The sequence below is a fragment of the Streptomyces sp. NPDC001443 genome, assembly GCF_053597355.1.
Window position 1 is genome coordinate 49,608 of record NZ_JBSFIA010000015.1, and the last position, 24,766, is coordinate 74,373.

General features: G+C 75.0%; 10 protein-coding genes. 6 read left to right on the forward strand and 4 right to left on the reverse strand.

Going from position 1 to position 24,766, the window contains the following annotated elements:
* The first annotated feature begins 255 nt into the window (after positions 1-255).
* From ACWC24_RS17770 to ACWC24_RS17785, 4 genes are all read left to right on the forward strand, one after another.
* Positions 256-14,250 carry an SDR family NAD(P)-dependent oxidoreductase gene (locus ACWC24_RS17770; protein WP_450663746.1) on the forward strand — a complete coding sequence of 4,665 codons (13,995 nt, stop codon included), beginning with the start codon at positions 256-258 and terminating at the stop codon, positions 14,248-14,250.
* 53 nt (positions 14,251-14,303) lie between these two features.
* The gene (locus ACWC24_RS17775; RefSeq protein ID WP_450663747.1) at positions 14,304-16,865 is read left to right on the forward strand and encodes a thioester reductase domain-containing protein; all 2,562 of its coding nucleotides are present in this window, start codon (positions 14,304-14,306) and stop codon (positions 16,863-16,865) included.
* Positions 16,862-17,998, forward strand: coding sequence for an alpha/beta hydrolase (locus ACWC24_RS17780; protein ID WP_450663748.1), 1,137 nt, complete (start codon positions 16,862-16,864; stop codon positions 17,996-17,998). The genes ACWC24_RS17775 and ACWC24_RS17780 overlap by 4 nt, the downstream gene beginning before the upstream one ends.
* Before the next feature lie 83 nt (positions 17,999-18,081).
* The gene (locus ACWC24_RS17785; RefSeq protein ID WP_450663749.1) at positions 18,082-18,864 is read left to right on the forward strand and encodes an alpha/beta fold hydrolase; all 783 of its coding nucleotides are present in this window, start codon (positions 18,082-18,084) and stop codon (positions 18,862-18,864) included.
* A 62-nt stretch (positions 18,865-18,926) separates the two neighbouring features.
* On the opposite strand, the gene ACWC24_RS17790 is transcribed toward ACWC24_RS17785, so the two are convergent.
* Positions 18,927-20,543 carry an alpha/beta hydrolase gene (locus ACWC24_RS17790; protein ID WP_450663750.1) on the reverse strand — a complete coding sequence of 539 codons (1,617 nt, stop codon included), beginning with the start codon at positions 20,541-20,543 and terminating at the stop codon, positions 18,927-18,929.
* Positions 20,544-20,871: 328 nt separating this feature from the next.
* Between ACWC24_RS17790 and ACWC24_RS17795 the strand changes: the two genes are divergently transcribed.
* The gene (locus ACWC24_RS17795; protein WP_450663751.1) at positions 20,872-21,696 is read left to right on the forward strand and encodes a chaplin; all 825 of its coding nucleotides are present in this window, start codon (positions 20,872-20,874) and stop codon (positions 21,694-21,696) included.
* 92 nt (positions 21,697-21,788) lie between these two features.
* Here ACWC24_RS17795 and ACWC24_RS17800 read toward each other — a convergent pair whose 3' ends face one another.
* Positions 21,789-22,271, reverse strand: coding sequence for a nucleoside deaminase (locus tag ACWC24_RS17800; protein WP_450663752.1), 483 nt, complete (start codon positions 22,269-22,271; stop codon positions 21,789-21,791).
* A 141-nt stretch (positions 22,272-22,412) separates the two neighbouring features.
* Between ACWC24_RS17800 and ACWC24_RS17805 the strand changes: the two genes are divergently transcribed.
* Positions 22,413-23,225, forward strand: a complete 813-nt coding sequence (locus ACWC24_RS17805; RefSeq protein ID WP_450663753.1) for a GNAT family N-acetyltransferase — start codon at positions 22,413-22,415, stop codon at positions 23,223-23,225.
* Positions 23,226-23,282: 57 nt separating this feature from the next.
* Here the strand turns inward: ACWC24_RS17805 and ACWC24_RS17810 are convergent, their stop codons facing one another.
* Positions 23,283-24,164 (reverse strand): GNAT family N-acetyltransferase, encoded by an 882-nt coding sequence (locus ACWC24_RS17810; protein WP_450663754.1) that lies wholly within the window; start codon positions 24,162-24,164, stop codon positions 23,283-23,285.
* Between the two features lie 164 nt (positions 24,165-24,328).
* Positions 24,329-24,592, reverse strand: a complete 264-nt coding sequence (locus ACWC24_RS17815; RefSeq protein ID WP_450663755.1) for a GlsB/YeaQ/YmgE family stress response membrane protein — start codon at positions 24,590-24,592, stop codon at positions 24,329-24,331.
* Between the last annotated feature and the right edge of the window lie 174 nt (positions 24,593-24,766).

The following is a 24,766-nucleotide window of genomic DNA, read 5'->3' on the forward strand; positions in this document are numbered from 1 at the left end:
CCTGCGGCGGGCAGGCCCGGGCGTGCCGACGGGTGCACGTCCGTCACGGGCGCGCCCGTCCGCGCCGACGGTCCGGCTCCCGCGTCCAGGGCCCGGCACCCGGCGCGGGCCCGGGAGCACGGTGCCGCCCACGCCCGCGCCGACGCCCGTCCGACCCCGCTCCGCGGCCCGTGCCCGCCCGCAGCCGCCGTACGGCCGTGCCCGGTACGTACGGCATTCCGCCCGAACCCCAGTTCCCGAGGACACCTTTTCCCGATGCCTGCGAACGAGTCCCCGAAGCGAACCCCCGAGCCGTCCCCCAAGACCGCCGAGGGCCTACGGGCCTGGCTGGCGACGGCCGTCGCCGAGGCGGCCGGACTCGACCCGCTGACCGTCGACCCGCACCGGCCGATCGCCGAGTTCGGCCTGGGATCGCGTCAGTTGGTCGCCCTGACCGTCGAACTCGCGGAGCACGTCGGCCGGCCGCTGGAGCCGTCCTTCCTGTTCAACCACCCCACCGTCGCGGCCCTGGCCGACGCGCTGCTCGCCGACCCGGGGCCCGGGGGAGACCGGCCGGGGGACGGGCCGCCCGCGCGGCGGTCCGCACCGGCCCACGACGACATCGCCGTCATCTCCATGGCCTGTCACTTCCCCGGTCACGCCGACGACCCCGACGGCCTGTGGCGGGTGCTGACCTCGGGCGAGGACGCCATCACCGAAGTCCCCGCGGGCCGTTGGGACACACGGCGGCTCCTCGACCCCGATCCCGAGGCCGTCGGCCGGGCCTACACCCTGCGCGGCGGGTTCCTCGACCCCATCGACCGCTTCGACGCGTCCTTCTTCGGCATCTCCCCGCGCGAGGCCGCGGCGATGGACCCCCAGCAGCGGCTGCTCCTGGCGACCGGCTGGGAGGCGATCGAGCGCGCGGGCATCCTCCCCGCCGACCTGAACGGCAGCAACACCGGTGTCTACGTGGGCCTTTACGACAGCGGCTATCTGTCCGCGGCGTCCCTCGGACAGCTCGACGGGCACGTGGGCACCGGCTCGGCGTCCAGCGTCGCCTCCGGGCGCCTGGCCTACACCCTCGGCCTCCAGGGCCCCGCCGTCACCGTCGACACCGCCTGCTCCTCCTCCCTCGTCGCCCTGCACCTCGCGTCCCGGGCGCTGGCGGGCGGGGAGTGCGACCTGGCCCTCGCGGGCGGTGCGAGCCTGCTGGTGACCCCGCGTGGACACGTCGAGTTCAGCAGACTGCGCGGGCTGTCGCCGTCCGGGCGGTGCCGGCCCTTCTCGGCCGACGCGGACGGCGTGGTGTGGGCCGAGGGCTGCGGCCTGGTGCTGCTCAAACGGCTCGCGGACGCACGCCGGGACGGCGACCGGGTGCTCGCCGTCGTCCGCGGCTCCGCGATCAACCAGGACGGGCGCAGCCAGGGGCTCAGCGCCCCGAGCGGCCTCGCCCAGGAACGGGTGCTGCGTGCCGCCCTGCACACCGCCGGGCTGCGCCCCGAGGACATCGACCACGTCGAGGCGCACGGCACCGGAACACGGCTCGGCGACCCCGTCGAGGGCAACGCGCTGGCCGCGGTCTTCGGACCGGACCGCCCGGCCGACCGGCCGCTCGGCGTCGGCTCCCTGAAGTCCGTCATCGGCCACACCCAGGCCGCGGCCGGTATCGCCGGGGTCATCAAGACCGTACTGTCGCTCGGGCACCAGCGGATACCGGCCTCCCCGCACACCGGGGCTCCGACCGAGCACGTCGACTGGGCGCGCGGCGGTCTGCGCCTGCACCACGGCGACGAGGAGTGGCCGCGTCGCACGGACCGGGTGCGACGGGCCGGGATCAGCGCGTTCGGGATCAGCGGGACGAACGCGCACGTGGTCCTGGAGGAGGCACCCCGGCCGGTATCCGCGGAGGCGCCGGCGGATGCGTCCGACGCGGTGCCCACGGATGCGTCCGACGCGGCGCCGACGGATGCGTCCGACATGGTGTCGAGGGACCTCCTCTTCCCCCTCTCCGCCCGCACCCTCCCCGCCCTGCGGGGCCAGGCCGCCCGTCTCCTCGAAACCCTGGACGTCCGACCCGGGTTGCCGCTTCCGGTGGTGAGCGCCACGCTCGCCCACCACCGCACCCACTTCGAGCAACGCGCCGTGGTCCGCGCCGGTGACCGCGACGCGCTGCGGACCGCGCTGCGCGCCCTGGCCGTCGAGGACGAGCGTGGAGACCTCGGCACCGAGGGCGGCCAGACCGTCGGGCCCCGGCAGAGCCGCCCCGCGGGCAAGCTGGCCTTCGTCTTCCCCGGCCAGGGCGCCCAGTGGACCGGTATGGCCCGGGACCTGCTGGTACGGGACCCGGTGTTCGCGGACGAACTCGACCGCTGCGACGGTGCCTTGCGCCCGTTCACCGGATGGTCCGTCGCGGCCGTCCTGCGCGGTGACGCGGGCGCTCCCGGCCTGGACCGCGTCGACGTCGTACAGCCGGCGCTCTTCGCCGTGATGGTGTCGCTGGCCGCGGTGTGGCGGGCCCGTGGCGTCCGCCCCGACGCCGTGATCGGGCACAGCCAGGGCGAGGTCGCCGCGGCCTGCGCCGCCGGGGCGCTCAGCCTCAACGACGCGGCAGCCGTGGTCGCGCTGCGCAGCCGGGCCCTGACCGGGCTGTCCGGCTCCGGGACCATGGCCGTCGTCGGCCTCCCGCACACCGAGGTGGAGGTCCGTCTCGCCGGGCTCGACGGCCGCGTCTCGGTCGCCGCCGTCAACAGCGGCCGCTCCACGGTGGTCTCCGGCGCCGTCGAGGCACTGGAGGCGCTGCTCGCCGACCTCGACCGGGAGCAGGTCTTCGTCCGCCGCCTCGACGTGGACTACGCGTCCCACAGTGCCCAGGTCGAACCGGTTCGCGCGAGCGTCCTGGACGAACTCGACGGGGTCGTCACCACCCCGACCTCCGTCACCTGGTACTCCACGGTCACCGGCGAACCGGTCACCGGGGAACTCGAGGCGGACTACTGGTACACCAACCTGCGCGCGCCCGTGCGCTTCGGACCCACCGTGGCGCGCATGACGGCCGACGGATACCGCTGCTTCGTCGAACTCGGCCCGCACCCGGCCCTGTCGACCGCGCTGCGCACGGTCGGCGACGAAGTGGGCGAGGACCTGGTCGTCGTCGGCTCGCTGCGCCGGGACGAGGACGGACCGGCCTGCCTGGACCTGGCCACGGCCGAACTCCACGCCCAAGGAAGGCCGGTCGACTGGCGGCGGCTGGTGCCCGACGCCGCGCCCGCCGAGCTGCCCACCTACGCCTGGGACCCGCAGCGGTACTGGATCGAGCCCGAGTCCGCCGAAGGCGGTTCCGGCCTTCTCGACCGGGCCGCACACCCGTTGCTGGGCATCCAGCTCCAGTCGGCCGACCAGGCCCGCTGGACGTTCCGCAACGAGTGGTCCACGGCCACCGCCGACTGGCTGCCCGACCACACGGTGTTCGGGCGGACCGTGGTGTCCGGCACGACCCTGCTGGAACTGTGCCGCGCGGCGCTGGCCACGGCCCGCCCCGACCACCCGGCCGACCTCGCCGACCTGCTCGTCGTCAGCCCGCTCACCCTGCCGTCCGCCGGTACTGTCGAGGTGTCCGTCGAGGTCGGCACGGAGGGACCGGTACCGGAGGTCACCGTCCACAGCCGTACGCGCGACGGGGACACCACCGGCTGGACCCTGCACGCGACCGCGACCGCTACCGTGGCTGATGCCCCGACCGGTGCGGCGGACGGGCCGCCGCCCGGATGGCCGGAGGCCGCCGTACCCGCCTGGAGCCCGGACGCCTACGACCGGCTGACCGGCCTGGGCCTCGGCTACGGCCCCGCCTTCCGGGGTGTCCGGGAGGCCGTCCCGACCGGCGACGGCGAGCTGCTGGCCCGGCTGTCGCTGCCCGCCGCCGCCCGGGACGTGAGCGACCCCTACCCCGTCCACCCCGCGCTGCTCGACGCGGCGCTGCACGTGGCCGCCGCGCTCGACCCGTCCGACGGCCGGGTGCTGCTGCCGGTCTCGGTGGGCCGCTGCGTGCTGCCGCCCGGCGACGGCGCGACCGAGCTGACCGCTCGTGTACGACGGACCGGCGGCGCGGCGGACGACCGCACGCTGGAGGTGACCCTGTGGGACGCCGACGGCTTCCCGGCCGGACGGCTGGAGAACGTACGACTGCGGGCGGTGGCGCCGGCCGACCTGGACCCGGCGTCCGAGCACGCCCGTCACCTGTACGAGGTGACATGGACACAGGTGGACACGCAGCCCGAAGCGGGGACGGTCGCTCCGGGGGCGACCGAGTCGGGGACGGCGGTGCCCACGGTGAGTCCGGGCACCGGTACCTGGACCGTCCTCGGCGAGTCGTCGGACCCCGCGGTCGCGGCGATGGCGCACGACCTCGCCGCGGCGGGCGTCCCGATGGCCGGTGCGGACGCCGACATCGTCGTACGGATCTGGCCGCGCCCGGCGCGAGGGGCGGAACCGGCGGCCGCGGCACAGGAGTCGGCGGCCACCGCGCTCGCCGAACTGCGCGCCCTGGCGACGCTCGCGCCCGACGAGGCGCCCGCCCGGACCGTCTGGGTCACGCGCGGCGCCGTCGCCGCCGCCGAGGGCGACGCCGTGACCGGGCTCGCCCAGTCCGTGCTGTGGGGCCTGGCCCGCAGCGCCCGCGCCGAGCACCCCGCCCTCGGGCTGACCCTGCTCGACCTCGACGACGCCTCCGCCGGGAGCTCCGCCGAGTGGCTGAGTGCCGCCCTCGCGCACCCCGGCGAGCCCGAACTCGCCCTGCGCGAGGGGGTGCTGGTCGCTCCACGGCTGGTGCGGGCCCGTGCTGCCGAGCCGGTCGACGGCCTGCCCGCCGACGGCACCGTGCTCGTCACCGGCGGACTGGGCGCCGTCGGCCGCCACCTCGCCCGGCTGCTCGCCGAACAGGGCGTACCGCGACTGCTGTTGACCTCACGTCGGGGACCGGCCGATTCGCGCGCCGCGGACGTCACGGCCGAACTCGGCGCGCTCGGCGCCGAGGTGGAGGTGGCGGCCTGCGACGTCGCCGACGCGGACGCCTTGGCCGACGTGCTCGCCGGAGTGGGCGATGAGCTGCCGCTGCGCGGTGTCGTGCACTGCGCGGGCGTCCTGGACGACGGCGTCGTCGCCGAGCTGACCCCCGAACGCCTCGCCCGGGTCCTGCGCCCCAAGGTCGACGGCGCCGCCCATCTCCACCGGCTGACCGCCGGCCTGCCGCTCACGATGTTCCTGCTGGTCTCCTCGGCCGCCGGAGTCGTCGGCAACGCCGGGCAGGGCAACTACGCGGCGGCCAACGTCTTCCTCGACCAACTCGCCCACCACCGGCGGGCGCTGGGCCTGTCCGCCACCTCCGTCTCCTTCGGCGCCTGGTCCGGCGAGGGACTGGCCGCCGAACACGCCGACCTGGCGCGGATGGCCCGGTCCGGCCACCGAGCCCTCACCCCCGCACAGGGCCGCGGACTCGCCGCGCTGGCTCTGCGGCGCGGTACCCCGCACCTCGTCGCCTGGGCGCTGGACCTGCCCAGGCTGCGCACGGGGCCGGCGGCCGACGCGGCGCTCTGGCGGTCCTTGCTGCCCGCGCCCCGCACCGCCGGGCGGTCCACGGGCCTGGCGGCGCGACTGGCCCGGCTGCCCGAGAGCGAACGAGCGGGCCGCGTCCTCGCCCTGGTCCGCGAGGAGGCCTCACGCGCCCTCGGGCTGCGCTCGGCCGAATCCGTCCGCCCCGACCAGCCGTTGCGCGAACTCGGCATGGACTCGGTGACCGCCGTGGAGCTGCGCAACCGCATCGCGGGCCGCCTCGACGCCCGGCTCCCCGCCACCCTGCTCTTCGACCATCCCACCCCCGACCGCCTCACCGCCTACCTGCTCGCCGGCCCGCTCGCGACGGAGACCGGCGGGCCGCACCGCACCGGGCCGGGCCGCGCGGCCACGACGGCCCCGGGCGGCACCACAGCGGTCCCGGGCGCCGACGAGCCGATCGCGGTGGTGGCCATGGCCTGCCGCCTGCCCGGCGGCGTCGGCGACCCGGAGGACCTGTGGCGGCTGGTCGCGGACGGCCGCGACGCCGTCGGCCCGTTCCCGGCCGACCGCTGGGACGTGGAGTCGCTGTACGACCCCGATCCGGACGCGGCGGGCAAGACCTATGCCCGTGAGGGCGGCTTCCTCGACGACATCGGCTCCTTCGACGCCGGGTTCTTCGGCATCACCCCGAGGGAGGCCGCCGCCATGGACCCGCAGCAGCGCCTGCTGCTGGAGACCGCGTGGGAGGCCCTGGAACGGGCCGGGATCGTGCCCGCGGAACTGGCGGGCAGCACCACCGGTGTGTACGTCGGCATGTTCGGCAGCGACTACCTCTCCGGCTCCCGGCTCGACCAGCTCGACGGGTACGTCGGCACCGGGTCGGCGCTGAGCGTGGCCTCGGGCCGGCTCGCCTACGCGCTCGGACTGCACGGCCCGGCGCTGACCGTGGACACCGCCTGCTCGTCGTCCCTGGTCGCCACCCACCTGGCGGCCCAGGCGCTGCGCTCCGGCGAGTGCGATCTCGCCCTCGCGGGCGGGGTGACGCTGATGGTGACACCGCAGACCTTCGTCGAGTTCAGCCGGCTGCGCGGCCTGTCCACGACCGGCCGCTGCCGCTCCTTCTCCGACGACGCCGACGGCGCGATCTGGGCCGAGGGCGCAGGTCTGCTCGTACTGAAGCGGCTGACCGACGCCCGCCGGGACGGCGACGAGGTGCTCGCGGTGCTGCGCGGCACGGCCGTCAACCAGGACGGCCGCAGCCAGGGCCTGTCCGCGCCGAACGGCCCCGCCCAGGAACGCGTGATCCGGCGGGCCCTGGAACTGTCCGGACTCGAACCCGCCGACATCGACCACGTGGAGGCGCACGGCACCGGCACCACGCTGGGCGATCCGATCGAGGCGAACGCCCTCGCGGAGGTCTTCGGCGCCACACGGCCCGCGGACCGCCCGCTGTACCTGGGCTCGCTGAAGTCCAACATCGGCCACGCACAGGCGGCTTCCGGCGTCGCCGGACTCATCAAGGTGGTCCAGTCGCTGCGTCACGGCCGACTGCCCGCCACCCTGCACGCGGACACCCCCAGCCGCCACGTCGACTGGGGCGACAGCGGACTCGAGCTGCTCCGGCGGTCCGTGGACTGGCCCGCCGCGACCGGGCGGCCGCGGCGCGCCGGGGTCAGCGCCTTCGGCATCAGCGGCACCAACGCGCACGTCGTCGTCGAGGAGGCCCCGCCCGCCGCGCCCTCGTCCCGGACCGACCCTTTGCCGCGGTCCGAGCTGGCGCCGGGGTCCGAGCCTTCGATCCGGCCCGAACGGAGCGCGGGCAAGCGGCTGTTCGTACTGTCCGGGCGGAGCGAGGGCGCGCTGCGCGGGCAGGCGGCCCGGCTGGCCCGGCACCTCACCGACGACGCCCGCCTGCCGGACGTCGCCCACACCCTCGCCCGGCACCGCGGCCACTTCGAGCGGCGCGCGGCGATCGTGGCGGGCGACCGGGACGAACTACGCGCCCACCTGGATGCGTTGGCCGCCGGCCGGGCGCCGCTCGCCGCGCCGCGCGAGGACCCGACCGGCAAGGTCGCCTTCGTCTTCGCCGGACACGGCGGCCAGTGGCCCGGCATGGCGGTGGACCTGCTGGCCGAGTCGGAGGCCTTCCGCGCCGAACTGACCCGGATCGACCGGGCGGTGCACCGCCGGGACGGCTGGTCGGTGCTCAACGTGCTGCGGGCACCGGAGGAGTTCTCCCCGCTCGACCGCACCGAGTACCTGCAACCGGTGCTCTTCGCCGTCAACGCCGCGCTCGCCGCCGCCTGGCGGGCGCTCGGGGTCGCCCCCGACGCCGTGCTCGGCCACAGCCTCGGCGAGATCGCCGCCGCCTACAGCGCGGGCGCCCTCACCCTGGACGACGCCGTGACCGTCGTGACCGGACGCGCCCGGACGGTCGTCCCGCTGGCCGGACGCGGCGGCATGCTCGCCGTGGACCTGCCGTCCGCCGAGGCCGCGACCCTTCTCACGCCGTACCCGGACCGGTTGTTCGTCGCCGCCGTCAACAGCGCCCGCTCCACCGCCGTCTCCGGGGAGACCGACGCGCTGGCCGACCTGCGCCGACGGCTGGACGAACGGGGGATCGCCGCACGGCCGCTGTCGACGCCGTTCGCCTCGCACACGCCCCTGATGGACCCCCTGCGCGACGAGCTCCTCGACCGCCTGCGCGACGTCCGCGGCACGCGCACCGGCACTCCCTTCTACTCGACGGTGCTGGCCGAGCCCGTACCGGGCGAGCGGCTCGACCCCGAGTACTGGTACGCCAACCTCGCCCGTCCCGTCCGCTTCGCGGACACCGTCCGGCGCCTGCTGGACGACGGCTACCGCTACTTCGTCGAACTGAGCCCGCACCCCTCCCTGCTGCCCGCCGTCGAGGCGGTCGCCGCCGAGGCCGGGATCGACGCGGTGGGCCTCGCCTCGCTCCGCCGCCAGCAGGACGGACACGCCGTACTGCTGCGCAGGGCGGGGGAGTTGTACACCGCCGGACACGCGCCCGACTGGTCCGCGCTGTTCCCGGACGGCGCCGGCCGCCGGACCGACCTGCCCACGTACGCCTTCGCCCGCGAACGCCACTGGCTCGCCCCCGCGCCCGCCTCCACCGGCGGTGGCTCGCCCCTGCTGGGCACCCATGTCGAGGTCGGCGACGAACCCGACCGGCACCTCTTCCAGACCGAACTCGACCTGAACGACAGCCGCTTCGCCTATCTGAGCGATCATCAGGTCGGCGGCGAGGTCTGGCTGCCCGGCGCCGCCCTGCTCGGCATGGCCCTGGAGGCCGCGGCCGACCTCCAGGACGGGGACGGCGGCGAAGTCACGCTGGCCGACGTCACCTTCGTACAGCCGCTGCGCCTCGACCCGGACCGGCCCGTACGACTGCAACTACGGGTGCTGGCGGCCGAGAACGGTCTTCGGGAGTTCACCGTCCGCTCCGCGCCCGCGGGCGAGCGGCAGGCGCGGTGGCAGCGGCACGTCGACGGACGGATCGCCGTCGACGCCTCACCGGCCACCGCGGGCACACCCCTGGCCGAGCTGCGCGAACGCTGCACGGAGCAGGTCGACACGGCGGCCCTCTACGCCCGTCTCGCCACCCTCGGCATCGACTACGGCCCGGCCTTCCGCGGCCTGGCGGCCGGGCACCGCACCGCCACCGCCGGGCTCGGCCGCCTCACCACCCGCCCGGCCACCGGACACCTGCTGCACCCGGCCGTCCTCGACGCCGCCTTCCACACGGCCGCCCTGCCCGGCGACGCCCCGCAGGGCCGGGCGTTCGTGCCCGCCGGCGTCGGACGGCTGCGGCACACCGGACTGCGCACCGCGCCCGCCTGGGTGACCTGCGAACTGCGCGCGTACGCCGGTGAAACGGCCGTCCTCGACCTGGACCTGTGGGACGACGAGGACCGACTCGTGCTGGAGATAAGGGACTTCAGGCTGGCCGCGCTCTCCCCGCTGGACGGCGCGCTCTTCGAGACCCGTTGGCAGCCGCGCCCGGCCGCCCAGGAGCCGCCCAGCACCGGCCGCTGGCTGATCCTCGCCGACGGCACGGGCGTGGCCGACGACCTGGCCCGGCGGCTCGGCACCGCGGTGCCGCACGTGATCGCCCGCGGCGGACCGGCGTACCGGGCGGAAGCGCCCGGCCGTCATGTGCTCGACCCGGCCGACCCCGGGCATCTGGCCCGGCTCCTCGACGAGGAGTTCGCGGACGCGCCGCCCGAGCGGGTGGTCCAGCTGACCGCCCTCGACGCCCCCGCGATCGACGACGCGCGGACGGCCGAGGAGGCCGCGCGCGTGTGCTGTCTGACCACCCTGCACCTGGTGCGCGCCCTCGCCGCCCGTCCGTCCGGCAGCCGCGCACCTCGTCTGTTCGTCGTGGTCCGCGGCACCCAACCAGCCGGGGGCAGCAGCGAAGTGACGCACCCTCAGCAGGCTCTGGCCTGGGGATTCGGGCTCAGCGTGGCGCAGGAGCACCCGGAGCTGGCGACCACCCTCGTCGACCTGCCCCCCGACGGCGGCGCCGACGCCCTGTGGACCCAGCTGTGGCACGCGGACGACGAACGCCTCGTCGCCCTGCGCGACGCGGGCCGGTTCGTACCGCGCCTGGCCCGCACCCGCCCCGACGGCAACGGCCGCGACGGGATCGACCCGGACGGCGTGTACCTCGTCACCGGCGGTCTCGGCGGTCTCGGCCGGGTCGTCGCCGAACGACTCGTCGGCCTGGGCGCGCGCCGACTGGCCCTGCTGAGCCGGGGCACGCCCGACGCGGACACCGCCCGCTGGATCGAGGGCCTCGAACGGCGAGGCGCCACCGTGCACCTCGCCCGCGCCGACGTCGCCGACCGCGCGGGTCTGACCGCCGCCCTGGACGCCGTACGGCGCGACACCGGACCCGTCGCCGGGATCGTGCACGCGGCCGGTGTCCTCGACGACGCCACCCTGGAGGGGCTGACCGACGCACGCGTCCGCGCCGTCCTCGCCCCCAAGGTGCTGGGCACCGCCCTGCTCACCGAACTGGCCCCCGAGGCGGGCGACATGGTCCTGTTCGCCTCGGTGGCCGGTCTCCTCGGCTCCGCAGGACAGAGCCCGTACGCGGCGGCGAACGCCTTCCTCGACGCCTGGGCCCACCACCTCTCCCGCACCGGCCGGCGGGCGCTGAGCCTCGACTGGGGAGCCTGGTCCGGGGTCGGCATGGTCGCCGGGTCGCGCACCCGGGCCGCCGAGACCGGCCGCTCCGGCCTCGTCGCGTTCTCCCCGCAGGACGGCGGCGAACTGTTCGAACGCGTCCTGGGCACGCCCCGGCGCCAGCTCGCGCCCGTCGCCCTCGACCGGGAGCTGCTGGCCCTCGACCCGGACGCGGTGCGCACCCGCCCGATCCTGGCCGACCTGGTCACCGTCCCGACCGGTACCGCGGCCACGGACGACCTGGTGAAGAAGGTGTTCGCGGCGACGGACGACGACGAGCGCGCCGCCTGGCTGGAGACCTACGTACGCGCCCGGGTGGTCGAGGTGTCCGGCGGCCTGGTGGACGCGGCCGCCGGGAGCGCGCTGAAGGAACTCGGCCTGGACTCCCTCATGCTCGTCCGGCTGCGCAACGCCTTCGCCCGCGAACTGGGCGTCGAGCTGCCCACCGCCGACCTGTTCGCCGCGTCCGACATCCGTGGCGTCGCCCGCGCCCTCGCCACCGGCCTGCCCGACCGCGCCGACCTCCCCGACCTCCCTGGGCCGTCCGCGCCCGACCGGCCCGCCGAGGTGCCCGAGACCGAGTTGCGGCCGGCGACCCGGGACGTCGTACGCCTGCTGCGCAGTGCCCGGCCCGGGATGCCCGACGCGGCCCACGCCGTCGGACTCGCCGTCCGGCTCATCACACCGACCACCGAGCAGACCCTCACCGGCATCCTCACCCGCCTCGTCGCCCGGCACGCGGCCCTGCGCACGGCGATCGTCACCGCCGCCGAGGGCGGCCGCCTGCTGCGCGTGGACCGCGAGCCCGGCCGACCGCTGCTGCGCCGGACCACCGGCGACGGTGCCCACGACGCCGCCGACCGGCTGCGCGCCCTGCTGGAGCCGCCGTTCGACCTGACCGGCACCCCGCTGTGGCGGTTCGAACTGCTCGACGACGGCGTGGCCGGCCAGACCCTGCTGTTCGGCGCCCACCACGCGGTGAGCGACCTCCAGTCCCTGCTGCTCGTCGCCGCCGAGATCGACGCCGAACTGTGCGGCACCGTGCTCGACGGCACCGTGACCAACCGCGACATCGACCTGCTCGTCGAGGCCCAGCGGCCGGGCGGCGAGGGGGCCGGCGCGGACTGGCTGCGGGCCTTCCACGGCAGTGAGCGCCTCGACCTCGCCGATGCCGCCCCGCGCCCGCGGACCCGGTCCTACCGGGCCGGCAGCGTCACCCTCGCCCTCCCGGACGGCCTGCCGGCACGCGTCACGGCCGCCGCGAGCGCCCTCGCCGTCACCCCCGCCGCCTTCTGCCTGGGCACCCTGACGGTGCTGCTGGCCAGGAAGCGCCGACGCGAACGGTTCGTGCTCGCCGTGCCCGTGGACACCCGCATCCACGCCGACGCGTACGACGCGGTGGGCTTCTACGGCATCCCCGTGCCGTTCCCGGCCGAGGCCCGGGCGACCGACACGGTCGAGGAGGTGCTGCGCCGCACCGACGGGCGCTTGCAGCGGATCCTCGCCAAGGGCGCGGTGTTCTCCGACGTGCTGCCCACCCTCGCCCGGCAGGGCCTGTACCGGCCCGACGCCCCGCTCGTCGAGGTGTACTTCAACTACGTACGCTCCACGGGCCGCCTCGGCGCCCTGGAGGTGCTGCCGGCCGGGACGGGCCACTCGGACCTCGACCTGATGATCACCATGATCCCGGACGCGGGCCGCGTCCGGCTCGACCACAACCTCGACGTCCTCGACGCGGACGCCGCCACCGCACTGGGGGAGGAGTTTCTCGGGCTGCTGGCGGAGGCGGCGGAGCAGCCGGGGCGGAGGGTCCGTACGGACGACGCCCCGTCCGCCGCCGCCCCCACGGCCGTGCCTGCCGCAGTGGCCGTCGCCGTGCCCGGCGGCGCCGACGCGGTGCCGGTCACCGAGGAGCCCGTGGCGCGCGGGTCTCTCGCGCTCGCCGCCACCTTCGCCCTGGGACATCTGCCGCCGCTGTGCGCGGCCGCTCTCGACGACGGTGACCACGGTGGCCCGACGGTCGTGGAAGCCCCGTACCACCAGGTTCTCGCGAGCCTCCAGGACCCCTCCGGCGTCTTCGCCGATCCCGCCGCCGCGGTGGGCGTGGTGCTGCTGCGGGCGGCCGACCTGGAACGCTTCGGTCCGGTGGACGACGCCGGGCTCGCCGAGCTGCGCACCGCCTACCCGGCCGCGCTGCGCGCCCTGGCCGAACGGACCCGGAAGCCACTGGTCGTCGGCTTCCTGCCGACGGCCGACGCGGCGGAGCGCCTCGTCCGCTGGGAGCACGACACGGCCGCCGCGCTCGCCGAGCTGCCCGGCATCGCGGTGCTCGGCCCCGACGAGTGGACCCGGTACCACCCCGTCGACGAACCGTTCGACGAGCGGACCGAACGGCTGGCCCATCTGCCCTTCACCCCGCCCTTCCAGGCGGCCGTGGCGCTGCGCCTGGCCGAGGTGGTGCGAGCGGTGCGGCGCCCCGCGCCGAAGGTGATCGCCGTCGACGGCGACGAGACCCTGTGGGGCGGAGTCGCCGGCGAGATCGGCCCCGACGCCGTGGACCTGAGCGGACCGCGTGCCCTGCTGGCCCGCAGGCTGCTCCAGTGGCGCGCGGCCGGCGCACTGCTCGTCCTGGTCAGCAACAACGACGAAGCCACCGTCCGCGCGGTCCTCGACCGCCCCGACAGCCCGCTCGGGGCGGAGCACTTCAGCGTGCTCTCCGCCGCCTGGGACCCCAAACCGGACCGGCTGGCGGCGACGGCCCGCACCCTCGGCCTGGGCCTGGAGAGCTTCCTGTTCCTCGACGACAACCCCGCCGAAATCGCCAAGATGCGGGCGCGGTTGCCGCGGGTGCTCTCCGTGACCTGCCCGGCCGCGGGCGAACTGGACTCCTTCCTGGGCAGGTTGTGGCCGCTGGTCCCGGCCGCCGCGACCGCCGAGGACACGCTGCGGGCCCGCTTCTACGAACAGGAGCGGGAGCGGGACGCCGCCCGCGAGGAAGACGGCTTCGAGGAGTTCCTGGCCGGGCTGGAACTCCGGGTCGACATCCGGGAGCTGGCCGAGGACGACGTACGGCGGGCGGAACAACTGGTGCGTCGTACAAATCAGTTCACGCTTCGTGCCCGGTCCGCGGACGGCGGCGACCTGGCCCGCTGGCGGCAGCGCGGCGAGGTGTGGACGGCCGCGGCCCGGGACCGGTTCGGCGACTACGGCCAGATCGGGCTGATCGCCGTCCGGGCCGAGGGGGACCGGCTCGACGTGCTCGCCTGGATGCTGAGCTGCCGGGCGCTCGGCCGCGGGGTCGAGGAGCACCTGCTGCGCTGGCTGGCCGACCGCGCCGACGCCCTGGGCTGCACGAAGGTCAGGCTGACGGCCGAGCGCACCGAGCGCAACGCACCGGCCCGCCGGGTGGTCGCCGCGCTGGGCGGAGGACGGCAGGACGACGAGCGGCTGGAGGCCGTGACCGCTCCGGACCACCTGCGCGCCTTCCGCTCCTGGAGCCGCCGGTGAGCGCGGGGGAGCGGGCATGACGGAAAGGACCGTGCGCAACGTGAAGGGCTCTCATGCGTGACGTGAACAGCGAGGCCACCGAGGCCACCGAGGACACCCGGCGGCCGTGGTCGGTCGCCGAGTCGATCGAACGGGGTGGCGGCGGGCTCGGCGTGACCGAACTGCTGGCGAAGGTGGCGGCCGGCGCGACCGCGGCACAGCCGACCGACGAGACCGACGCCTCGGGCGAGGTGCCGGACCCGGCGCCGGTCGCGGTGGTCCCGGTCCGGGAAGCGGATCCGGTGCCGGACGTGGACGCCGTGGCGGCCGTCATCGCCGCCGCGGCGGGCCGTCGTCTGCCCGAGGGGTGTCTCGCGCCCGACGCCGACTTCTTCGACGCGGGGGGCACCTCCGTGCACGCCGTGGAGTTCGTCGCGGAGCTGGAGCGCGACCTCGGCGTGGAGCTCGACCTCGACGAGGTGTTCGCCGACGCCCGGCCGATCAGCCTGGCCCGGCACTGGGTCGCGGCGGGCGGCACGGCGGCCGCGCTCGCGAACCTCGCGGCCCGCCCGCAGGAAGCCTCGGCGGTGCCCGGCGGCCCTGCGGCCCCGGCGGTCAACACGACCCGGCCGGTCTCCGCGGCTCGTGTCCCGGCCTCCGCGGCGCCCGTTCCGGCCCCCGCGCCACGCGCCGCGGTCTCCGTCCCGCCGTCCACCGTCGCCTCCTCGCCCGCCGTCCCCCGCACCAGGGCCCGGCGCGAGGACCTCGACCAGATCCTGGCCGACCTCGCGCTCGCCGACCGGCTGCCCTTCGTCGACGTCCCCGAGCCGCTGCCGCCGCGCCGGATCCTGCTGACCGGGGCCACCGGCTTCCTCGGCAGCCACATGCTGCTGGACCTGCTGCGGCACAGCGACGCGCACGTCCACTGCCTGGTCCGCGCGCCCGACGAGGAGGCGGCCGTCGGGCGCCTCGCGGCGCAGTTGCGGAATTATCGGCTTCCCTGGTCGGCGGAGGTACGGCGGCGGATCACCGTGCTGCCCGGCGACATACGCCGGCCACGCCTGGGCCTGTCCGAGGAGCTGTGGCACACCCTCGCCCACGAACTGGACGCCGTCGTCGGCGTGGCGGCGGCCGTGGACTTCCTGCGCGGCTACCCGTCGCTGCGCGGCAGCAACGTGCTCGGCGCGCTCACCCTGGCCGAACTGGCCGCGACCGGCAGGCCCAAGCCCCTGCACCACATCTCCTCCATCGCCGTGTTCAACGAGGTCGGCATCACCTCGATGGGCGAGGACGACCCGCTCGCCCACGTGGACCGCCTCGTCGCGGGCTACGACCAGTCCAAGTGGGCCGCCGAGGTCGCGCTGCGCCGCGCCCGCGACCACGGCCTGGTGGTCTCGGCCCTGCGCCCCGGCGGCATCGGCGGCCACACCCGCACCGGCGCCCACAACCCGCAGGACCTCAGCAGCGGCCTGATCTCGGCCTTCGGCCGCCTCCGCACGGTCCCCGCCTTCCGCTGTCTCAACGCGGCGCCGGTGGACTGGGTCAGCCGGGTCGCGGTCGCCGTGGTCTGCGAGCCGGACGCCTGGGGCTTCGACTACAACCTCACCGGCGTGCCCAACACCCTCGACGACGTCGTACGCGACATGGCGCTCGGCGGGATGCATGTGCGCGTACGGGACTGGGACGAGTGGCGCACCGACGCCCTGGCCCGTCTGGAGGCCGACCCCGTCCCCGAACTCGGCTTCCTGAACCGCGTGTTGCGCAGCCCCACCGCCCTCAGGCTGTGCGAGGCGACGCTCCAGGGCCCGGCCGCGGAGGGCGACCGCACCGCCGCGCTCGTCGAGGCGCTGGACCTGCCGCCCGCCGTCCGCTACGACGCACGGGCGCAGGCGAGGACGTTCGAGAGCCTCGCCGCGGACGGTCTGGCCCGCCTCCCGCAGAAGGACGACCCGCCCTACCTGTGGTTCACCGAGACCACCCGGGGCGAGGTACGCCCGGTCGACGGCGCGCACGACGACCGCCACGGCCCCGGCGGCGACGCGGGCCGAGACGGCGGCGACGCCACCGCCGCGACCTCCTGCTCCATGGCACTCACCCTCTCCATCGCCGGTATGCACCAACTGGTCAGGGAGCGCCGCGTGGACGTCACCGGCGAGGTCCGGTGCGCGGCCGTGCACCCTGAGCCGCTGACCGTGGAGCGCGGCGACGTCTGGGTCCGGCCCGAGGAGGGCATCCCGCACCACCACGGTCTGCGCCACCGACTCCTGCGCTACCGGCTGCGGTTGATCGACGCCGACGGCGGAGCGTGGTGGCTGGAGGGCCACAAGTACGCACGTGCCCGCCGCGACCTGTGGCGGCAGACCCGTGCGCTGAGCGTCGAGATCGGCCGCGAGGGCGGACCGGCCGCGCTGGTGGGCGAGGTCGTCGTGCCCGCCGACTCCTACGTCCGCGACCAGATCGACGGCATCCGGGTCGCCCCGCACCTCACCGAGCAGGAGGGGCGGGCCGCCAAGCTGACCTGGCTCGCCTGGTTCGGCCGGGAGATGGGCCGCGGGCTGCTCGGCCCGTTCGCCAGGGCCGCCGCGGAGCTGCTCGACCTGCGCCGTACCCCGACCTCCAGGGAGCAGTACCGATGATCTTCAGGACCGCCACCACCGGTACCGGGCCCGCGCTGCGCCGGGTCCGTACCACCGCCGCGCCGCGCCCCCTGCGCCACCGTCTGGGTCCTGCGGCCGTCGAGGAGATCCCCTTCCGGGCGTCCGACGGCGTCCGGCTGGGCCTGACCCGCGTCGAGACCGGGGACACCGGCCGGCCCGCCGTGCTGCTCCTGCACGGGCACACCGCGTCCGCCGACATGTTCCTCCAGCCCGAGACCCGCAACCTCGTCGACGTGCTGCTCGACGAGGGCTACGAGCCGTGGCTGCTGGACTGGCGGGGCAGTTGCCGGCTGCCGTACAACGAGACCGGGCAGCGCTACACCTACGACGACGTCGCCCTGTACGACATCCCCGAGGCCGTCTCGTACGTCCGCGGCCGGATCGGCGACCGCCCGCTGTTCGTGGTCGCCCACTGCATCGGTTCCCTCACCCTGTCGATGAGCATGAGCGCGGGCCTGGTGCCGGGCCTGGCCGGCGTGGTCTCCCAGGGTGTCTTCCTGACCCCGAAACTCGCGGGCCGCACCTCGCTGCGGATGACGGTGGCCGGGGAGCTCCTGAAGGGCCGGATCGACCACATCCCCGTCGACTTCCGCAGGGTCGGCCTCCGCTCGAAGTACACGCCGCTGTTCGCGCTGGCCTCGCGCCGGGCGAGCTGCCCCGACCCGACCTGCCAGATGCTGCACAACTCGGCCTGGGGCACGGGTGCTTCCCTCTTCGTGCACGGGAACCTGTCGCAGGCCACCCACGACCGGCTGGCCGAGCTGTTCGGTCCCGCGCCGCTGTGGATCCTGCCCCATCTGCGACGGATCGAGCTGGCCCGCAGCGTGGTCCGCTGGCACGACACCGACCACCGCTACCGGGCGCTGCCCCGCAACGCGCTGGACGCGGCCGGCCGCATCGACACCCCGGTGCTGCTGCTGGCGGGCAGCGAGAACGGGCTGTGGCTCGATTCGCAGCAGCTCTGCCACGACGTGCTCGCCCGCCGCCAGCCGCAGTTGGACGTGACGTACACCGAGATCCCCGGCTACGGACATCTGGACCCGTTCCTGGGCCGGGGCGCGGCGCTCGACGTGTTCGGCCACATCCTCGAATTCCTCGGCGAACGCCGGTGACGGAACGGGGGGCGGCCGGTTACCGTACCGGTCAGTAACCGTTCGGTGGCCGGTCCGGCCGGACCGCACTCCAGGAGGCACCCATGCCGCAGCTCGAGGTCGACGGCGCAGCCCTGACGTACGACGACGAGGGCCCCCGCGACGGTGACGGCGTGCCCCTGGTGTTCATCCACGGCTGGACCGCCGACCGGCACCGCTGGGACCACCAGGTGGCGCACTTCGCCGAGCGGCGCCGGGTGGTCCGGCTCGACCTGCGCGGGCACGGCGAGAGCGGCGGGGCGGGGGTGCGCACGATCGAGGAGCTGGCCCGGGACGTGCTCGCCCTGCTCGACCACCTCGAGATCGAACGCTGTGTGCTGATCGGCCACTCCATGGGCGGGATGATCTCCCAGACGATCACCCTCGCCCACCCCGAGCGGGTCGAGCGGATGGTGCTGGTCAGCTCGATCAGCCGGATGACGTACAGCCGGGGGCGCGGGCTGCTGATGGCGACCTCGACCCTGGTCCCCTTCAAGCTGTTCGTCGCCACCAACATCCAGCGGGCGTTCGCCCCCGGCTACCCGCGCGAGGAGATCAAGCGGTACGTGCGCTCCTCCGCCGGCACCCCGCGCGAGGTCGTGATGACGCTGTACGGCGCCATGCGCGCCTTCGACGTCCTGGACCGGGTCGGCGAGATCGGCACGCCCACCCTGCTGGTCCACGGCTTCCACGACATCCAGCTGCCGGTGAGGCAGATGCTGCGGATGGCGAAGGGCTACCCGGACGCGGAGGTCAGGATCATCGACGCCGGCCATGAGCTCCCGGTGGAGAAGCCCGCCGAACTGACCGCGGCGATCGACCGGTTCGTGACGGTCCGGGTGGCCTGAGGGCCGGGCGCCGACGGCCGGCACCCGACGCGGGACGGTGGCGCTCCCGGATTCCGGGGGCCTCAGGCGTTCTCGTCGTCGGGGCCGCAGGAGCTGCCGTCGGCCGGCAGGGAGCCGTACAGCAGGAAGTCGTCGACCTTGCCGTGCACGCACTTCGACGACGTGTAGCCCGTATGGCCCTCGCCCCTGTTGTCGAGCACCACGGCCGACGACCCGAGCCGCTCGGCCGTCTCCACGGTCCAGCGGTACGGCGTCGCCGGGTCGCCGCGGGTGCCGACCAGGAGCATCTTCGGGCTGGTGAGGTTCTTGACGTCGTCGCGGATGTAGGTGGTGCCCTTGGGGCGGCCGTAGCACATCAGCACCTGCGTCAGGCGGTACTCGCCGAACACCGGGGACGCCTGGTCGTACTCGCCGCGCAGCCGGCCGAGGTCCTTGGTGACCTGCGCGGCGGTGGGGCGGTCGGGGTCGTCCGCGCAGTTGATCGCCACGAGTGCCGCCGCGAAGTTGTCGGCCGGGATGTCGGCCTCGTCGCCGAGTCCGCTGCCGGTCCGGGTCGCGGACGGCGGCAGTACGCCCTTCAACGGGACCGGGACGGGGAGCGCGGAGCCGCCGGAGACGAACTGCATGATCCCGCCCGTCGAGCCGTCCTCGACGAGCTCGGCCAGCGCCCGTTCCAGCAGCGGCCAGAGCTTCTCGCTGTACAGGCCCTGACTGAGGGCGGCGACGAGGTCCTGACCGGTGAACGGCTCACCGAAGTCCGTCAGCGCCGGTTCCTCGTCGAGGGAGCGGACGAGCTGCACGATCTGCTCCCCGGCCGTGCGCGCGTCCTGGCCGAACGGGCACGCGATGTCCCGGACGCACCAGTCGACGAAGTCGTCCAGCGCCACCTGCTGCCCCGCGGCACCGGCCACTCCCTGCTCGGCCAGCGGCTCGGTCAGCGTGTCCACCCCGTCGAGCGCCATCCGGCCCACCCGGTGCGGGAACCGGGCCGCGTACACCGCGCCCAGCCGGGTGCCGTAGGAGAACCCGAGATAGTTGAGCTTCTTGTCGCCGAGCGCCTGGCGTATGACGTCCATGTCCCGGGCGGAGTCGACCGTGCCCATGTGGCGCAGCACGGGTCCGGAGTGCCGTGCGCACGCCTGGGCCGCCTTGCGCAGCAGCCCGAGCACGGCCTTCGGGTCGTCGAGGGTGTTCCCCGCGCTGCCCGGCGGGCCCGCCGAGCCGCCGTACAGTCCGTCGCCGCAGGTCACGGGCGCGGACCGGCCGACTCCTCGGGGGTCGAAGGAGACCACGTCGTAGCCGTTGGTCAGGCTCATGAAGTCCTTGCCGCCGATGGCCAGTTCGCTGACCCCGGAGCCGCCCGGGCCGCCGAAGTTGAGCAGTACCGAGCCGCGCGACTTCCCCGTCGCCCGGTAGCGGGCCAGCGCCAGGGAGATGCCGCCGGAGGCGGGCTTCGCGTAGTCGAGGGGGACGGTGACCTTGCCGCACTCCAGGTCCCGGGGCGCGTCGCTGCCCCGGCACCGCGACCAGGTGATCTTCTGGTGGTAGAACCGGGACAGATCGGGCCCGCCGTCGGTCGCGGCCGCCGTCGGCAACCCTCCGCCGAGCAGGGTGAGCCCGACGGCTGTGACAAGTGCGCGGCGCCGCAGGGCGGGCCGTGTCGACTGCTGTGCCGGCATGAGTGCCTCCAGCGCGCCCCACTGTGGTCCGAGCTCTTCCCGCTCACGATAGGCGGCGCCCGGAATCCTCGCCTCCGGACGTGATCCCGCTGGTCGGGGCGTCGTGGCCGACGCTGCCACCGTGCCGGGTGTCGTCGTCGGACCGGTCGCCACGGCCGCCGGGACCGCCGGCGTCACGCGGATGACCGGTATGACGGTATTGATACTAGTTCGACATATGTGCCGCTCGATGGGGCGAAAGCCCGATCAGCCATAACTGCTCCGGTTCGACCCGCGTTCTCTCCGGTGCGGGCGAGCGCCCGCGACGATGTGGAAGGCAGGGAGACCTATGAGACGGGTAGCGCGAAACGGTGTGATCGCCGTGGCCGCCGCCTCCGGTGCGATGGCAGTCACGATCCCCGCGTACGCCGGTTCCGCGGCGGACGGTTCCGCGGCCGGCTCGCCCGGTCTGATCTCCGGCAACACGCTTCAGCTCCCGGTGCACCTCCCGGTGAACGCGTGCGGGAACACCGTGAACGTCGCGGGGCTGCTCAACCCGGCGGCGGGCAACGCCTGTGCGAACAGGGGCTCGGCGAGGACCGTCGCGACGGGCACGGCCGGCACGTCCAGCCCATCCGGCACATCCAGCACATCCGGTACGTCCGGTACGTCGGGTGGGTACGGGACGTCGAGCACGTCCGGGACCTCGGGCACGTTCGCGACCTCCGGTGTCACCGGGGCGCACGCCTCGGGCGGGGCCCATGCCCACGGCGCGGCGGTCGGCTCGCCGGGGGTCGTCTCCGGCAATGGCCTCCAGCTGCCCGTGGACCTCCCGGTGAACGCCAGCGGCAACTCGGTGACCGCGGTCGGCGTCGGCAACCCGGCCTTCGGCAACACGTCCACGAACACCTCCGTGGACGAGGCGGACGAGCCGGACCAGCCGGTCGAGTCGGCGGAGCCCGTCGAGCCCGTGAGCCCGCCGCCGGCGCGGACGGTCGTGCCGCCGAAGGAGCAGCAGGTGCCCGGCCTCGCGCCGCACACCGGAGAAGAAACGGTCCCCTCCCTCGCCCGCACGGGTTCGGACCAGACCCTCCCGGCCCTCGCGGGCAGTGCGGCCCTGCTGCTGGGCGGTGTCGCCCTCCACCGGCGCTTCCGGCCGCAGCGGCAGCGCTGACCGCAGCGGCGAGGACTGGCCGCGGCGGCGCGAGCCGACCGCAGAGCCGGGACGGCTCCGGTCCCGACGGAGGATCCCCGGTGGGTCCTCCGTCAGACGGCGCCGACGTGGAACCGGCGGTGCAGCGCGCGTACCTCCTCGGTCAGGGCGTCCACCGGCCCCTCCACGGCCACCCCGGGGGCGATCTCGCCGACCGGCAGCGTCCGCACCGGCGGAGCGGGCACGCCCCACTCGCCCAACCAGCCGGCCAGTTGCCGCGACGACACCGCGTACACGATGCGTCCGAGCCCCACCCAGGCGTGCGCGGCCGCGCACATGGGGCAGTGCTCGCCGGACGTGTACACGGTCGCCGCCGCCCGCTCCTCGACGGTCAGGTGCGCGGCCGCCCAGCGCGCCAGCTCGAACTCCGGATGCCGGGTACGGTCACCGGCGGCCACCCGGTTGTGGTCCTCCGCCAGCACGGCGCCGTCCGCGCCCACCAGGACCGACCCGAACGGTTCGTCGCCCTGCGCCAACGCCTCGGCCGCGAGCTCCACACACCGGCGCAGATGCGCCAGCTCGGCGTCCTTCACCATGACGTTCCCCTCTTCCTCGGCACCTGGTCCAGAGCCGCAGGCTATGCCGAGGGCCCGTCCCGGGTGCGACGGGCAGGGCGTGCCGTCCGTAAATGTGTTGAACCGGCTGTTCCGGAATGCTTGGGTCGGCATGTGGATCATATGAACGAGACGGACCCGACGAGCCGTACGGACGACGCGGAACGCGAGGCGCTGCTCGCCCTCTACGACCGGGTCATGCGCGAAGGGGCCCGGCCGGACGGCCCCGGCACCCGTGTCGAACGCGTCGGGCAGGTGGTCCGCCAGGTCGCCTCCGCACAGGAGTGGAACGGGATCCTCTGGTCGGCCCTCGACGACGCGGGCGCCGACGCGGCGATCGCCGAGCAGATCGCCCACTTCACCGGCCTCGGTCACACCTTCGAATGGAAGCTCTACGGGCACGATCTGCCGGCCGGCCTCGGCGCACGGCTCCGGGCGGCCGGGTTCACCCCCGAGCCGACCGAGACGCTGCTGGTCGCCGAGGTGGCGAAGCTGTCCCTCGACGCCGAGCCGCCCGCCGGGATCCGCCTGCTGCCGGTCACCGACGCCGTCGGGGTCGGCCTGATGGCCGACGCGCACGAGCGGGCCTTCGGCGTGGACAGCGACTCGCTGCGGCACCGGATGCTGGCCCGGCTGGCCGCCGACCCGGACACCCTCGTCGGTGTGGTGGCCCTCGCCGGCGACGCGCCCGTGAGCTCGGCCCGGATGGAACTGGTCCCCGGTACGCCGTTCGCCGGACTGTGGGGCGGCGGCACCGTCGAGAGCTGGCGCGGCCGGGGCGTCTACCGGGCGCTGATCGCCCACCGCGCCCGCGTCGCCGCCGACCGCGGCTACCGCTACCTCCAGGTCGACGCCACCGACGACAGCCGCCCCATCCTCGAACGCCTCGGCTTCACACCACTGACCACGACGACGCCGTACGTCTACGTGCCGTAAGTACGTACCGTGATACGTCCCGGCGTCCCCGCCGGGTGACCGCCGGCGCCCCGCGCCTCACAGGTCGCGCCGGTACTCCACCGACCGGTGCGTGGGGACGTATCCGAGCGCGTCGTTGACCGCGCGCATCGGCGCGTTGCCGTCCGCGGTGTCGGTGAGCAGTCCGCCCAGCTCCGGGTGCCGCTCGCGGGCCCGGCGGATCGACAGCGCCTTCATCCGGAGGGCGAGACCGCGACCGCGGTGCTCGGGGAGGACCGCGGTCCCGTAGTGCTGTCCGTCGCCCCGGCCGCTGCCGGGGACGACCAGTTCGCTGAAGCCGACGACGGAGCCGTCCGCGGTGTCCACCGCGGCGACGGTGTGCAGCAGGTCGCCCCGGCGGGCGACCTGCTCGGCGGCCGCGACCAGACGTGCCACGTCCCATACGACCCTGCCGTGGTCCATGTCCCCCATCGGCATGTCGTCCATGGCCCGGTGGGCATCGGCGTAGGTCCGTGCCAGCGCGTCCGGCACGGTGCCGTCCCACTCCGTCAGCCGGTATCCCGGACACGGGCGGTCGGCGAGGGCGTCGAGCGCGGCGGGGTCGGTGTCCGCCAGCGGCAGCCGCGTGTACGTCAGGGACAGCACGGGCCGAAAGCCCCGCGTCGCCAGGAACAGGTCGGCGGGGGAGCCGTGTTCGGCCTGGGCCAGCACCGAGCGCCGCCCCTGCGCCCGTGCGGCGGCCAGCGCGGCGTCCAGAAGCCGGGTACCGACACCGCCCCGCCGCTCGGCGGGGTGCACCGAGAGCTCCAGTTCGGCCAGGTGCCGCTGCTCCTCGCGGTCGAACAGCCGCAGGAACGCGGAGCCCAGCGGCTCTCCGGCGGGGCCGGACGCCAGCCAGGCCAGCCGGTGGCTCGACGCTCCGGGTTCGGGGTCGGTGAGCGGGGTGATGCGCGGGGACAAGGCGGCTCCGTCAGGGTCGGGGCGGTGGCGGCGGACCACCGCAGCCAACCGTGACGGAGCGCCGCCCGCAACGGATTTGCGGGCGGCCGGGCGCGTGGCCCTACCGCGTGGCCCTACCGCCGGGCCCGCCCTCCGGGCGGACGACGGGTATCGTTGGACGGGCCTTACCGTCGTGCCCGGGACCGGTCCAGCGCGGCCACGCCGACCGCGGCGAGTCCGATCTGGATGAGCCACTCGATCCAGTCGACGCCCTTGGTGTCGGCCACGCCGAACGCGGCGGCGAGCGCCGATCCGACGAACGCGGCCAGGATGCCCACGGCGATCGTCCACAGGATGCCGATGTGCTGGCGTCCCGGGACGACGAGCCGTCCGAGCACGCCGATGATGATGCCGATGACGATGGCACTGAAGATGCTGGAGATCTCCATTTCCTCCCCTTCCGGTCGGACCTCGCTGCACTGCATCTGCCCACTGGAGCGGGGTGCAGTCCCTTCCGGTTATTGCCCGCTCTTGATGGTCCACCGGCCTTGTTGCCGTGTACCTTTCAAGCGTTCCACGCGTGTAGACACCCCCACCTTCGGTCTACGCGCGCAGATTTGCCG

Coding starts and splice junctions, on each gene's coding strand:
- ACWC24_RS17770 (WP_450663746.1), top strand. CDS start 256: ATGCCTGCGAACGAGTCCCCGAAGCGAACCCCCGAGCCGTCCCCCAAG.
- ACWC24_RS17775 (WP_450663747.1), top strand. CDS start 14,304: ATGCGTGACGTGAACAGCGAGGCCACCGAGGCCACCGAGGACACCCGG.
- ACWC24_RS17780 (WP_450663748.1), top strand. CDS start 16,862: ATGATCTTCAGGACCGCCACCACCGGTACCGGGCCCGCGCTGCGCCGG.
- ACWC24_RS17785 (WP_450663749.1), top strand. CDS start 18,082: ATGCCGCAGCTCGAGGTCGACGGCGCAGCCCTGACGTACGACGACGAG.
- ACWC24_RS17790 (WP_450663750.1), bottom strand. CDS start 20,543: ATGCCGGCACAGCAGTCGACACGGCCCGCCCTGCGGCGCCGCGCACTT.
- ACWC24_RS17795 (WP_450663751.1), top strand. CDS start 20,872: ATGAGACGGGTAGCGCGAAACGGTGTGATCGCCGTGGCCGCCGCCTCC.
- ACWC24_RS17800 (WP_450663752.1), bottom strand. CDS start 22,271: ATGGTGAAGGACGCCGAGCTGGCGCATCTGCGCCGGTGTGTGGAGCTC.
- ACWC24_RS17805 (WP_450663753.1), top strand. CDS start 22,413: ATGAACGAGACGGACCCGACGAGCCGTACGGACGACGCGGAACGCGAG.
- ACWC24_RS17815 (WP_450663755.1), bottom strand. CDS start 24,592: ATGGAGATCTCCAGCATCTTCAGTGCCATCGTCATCGGCATCATCATC.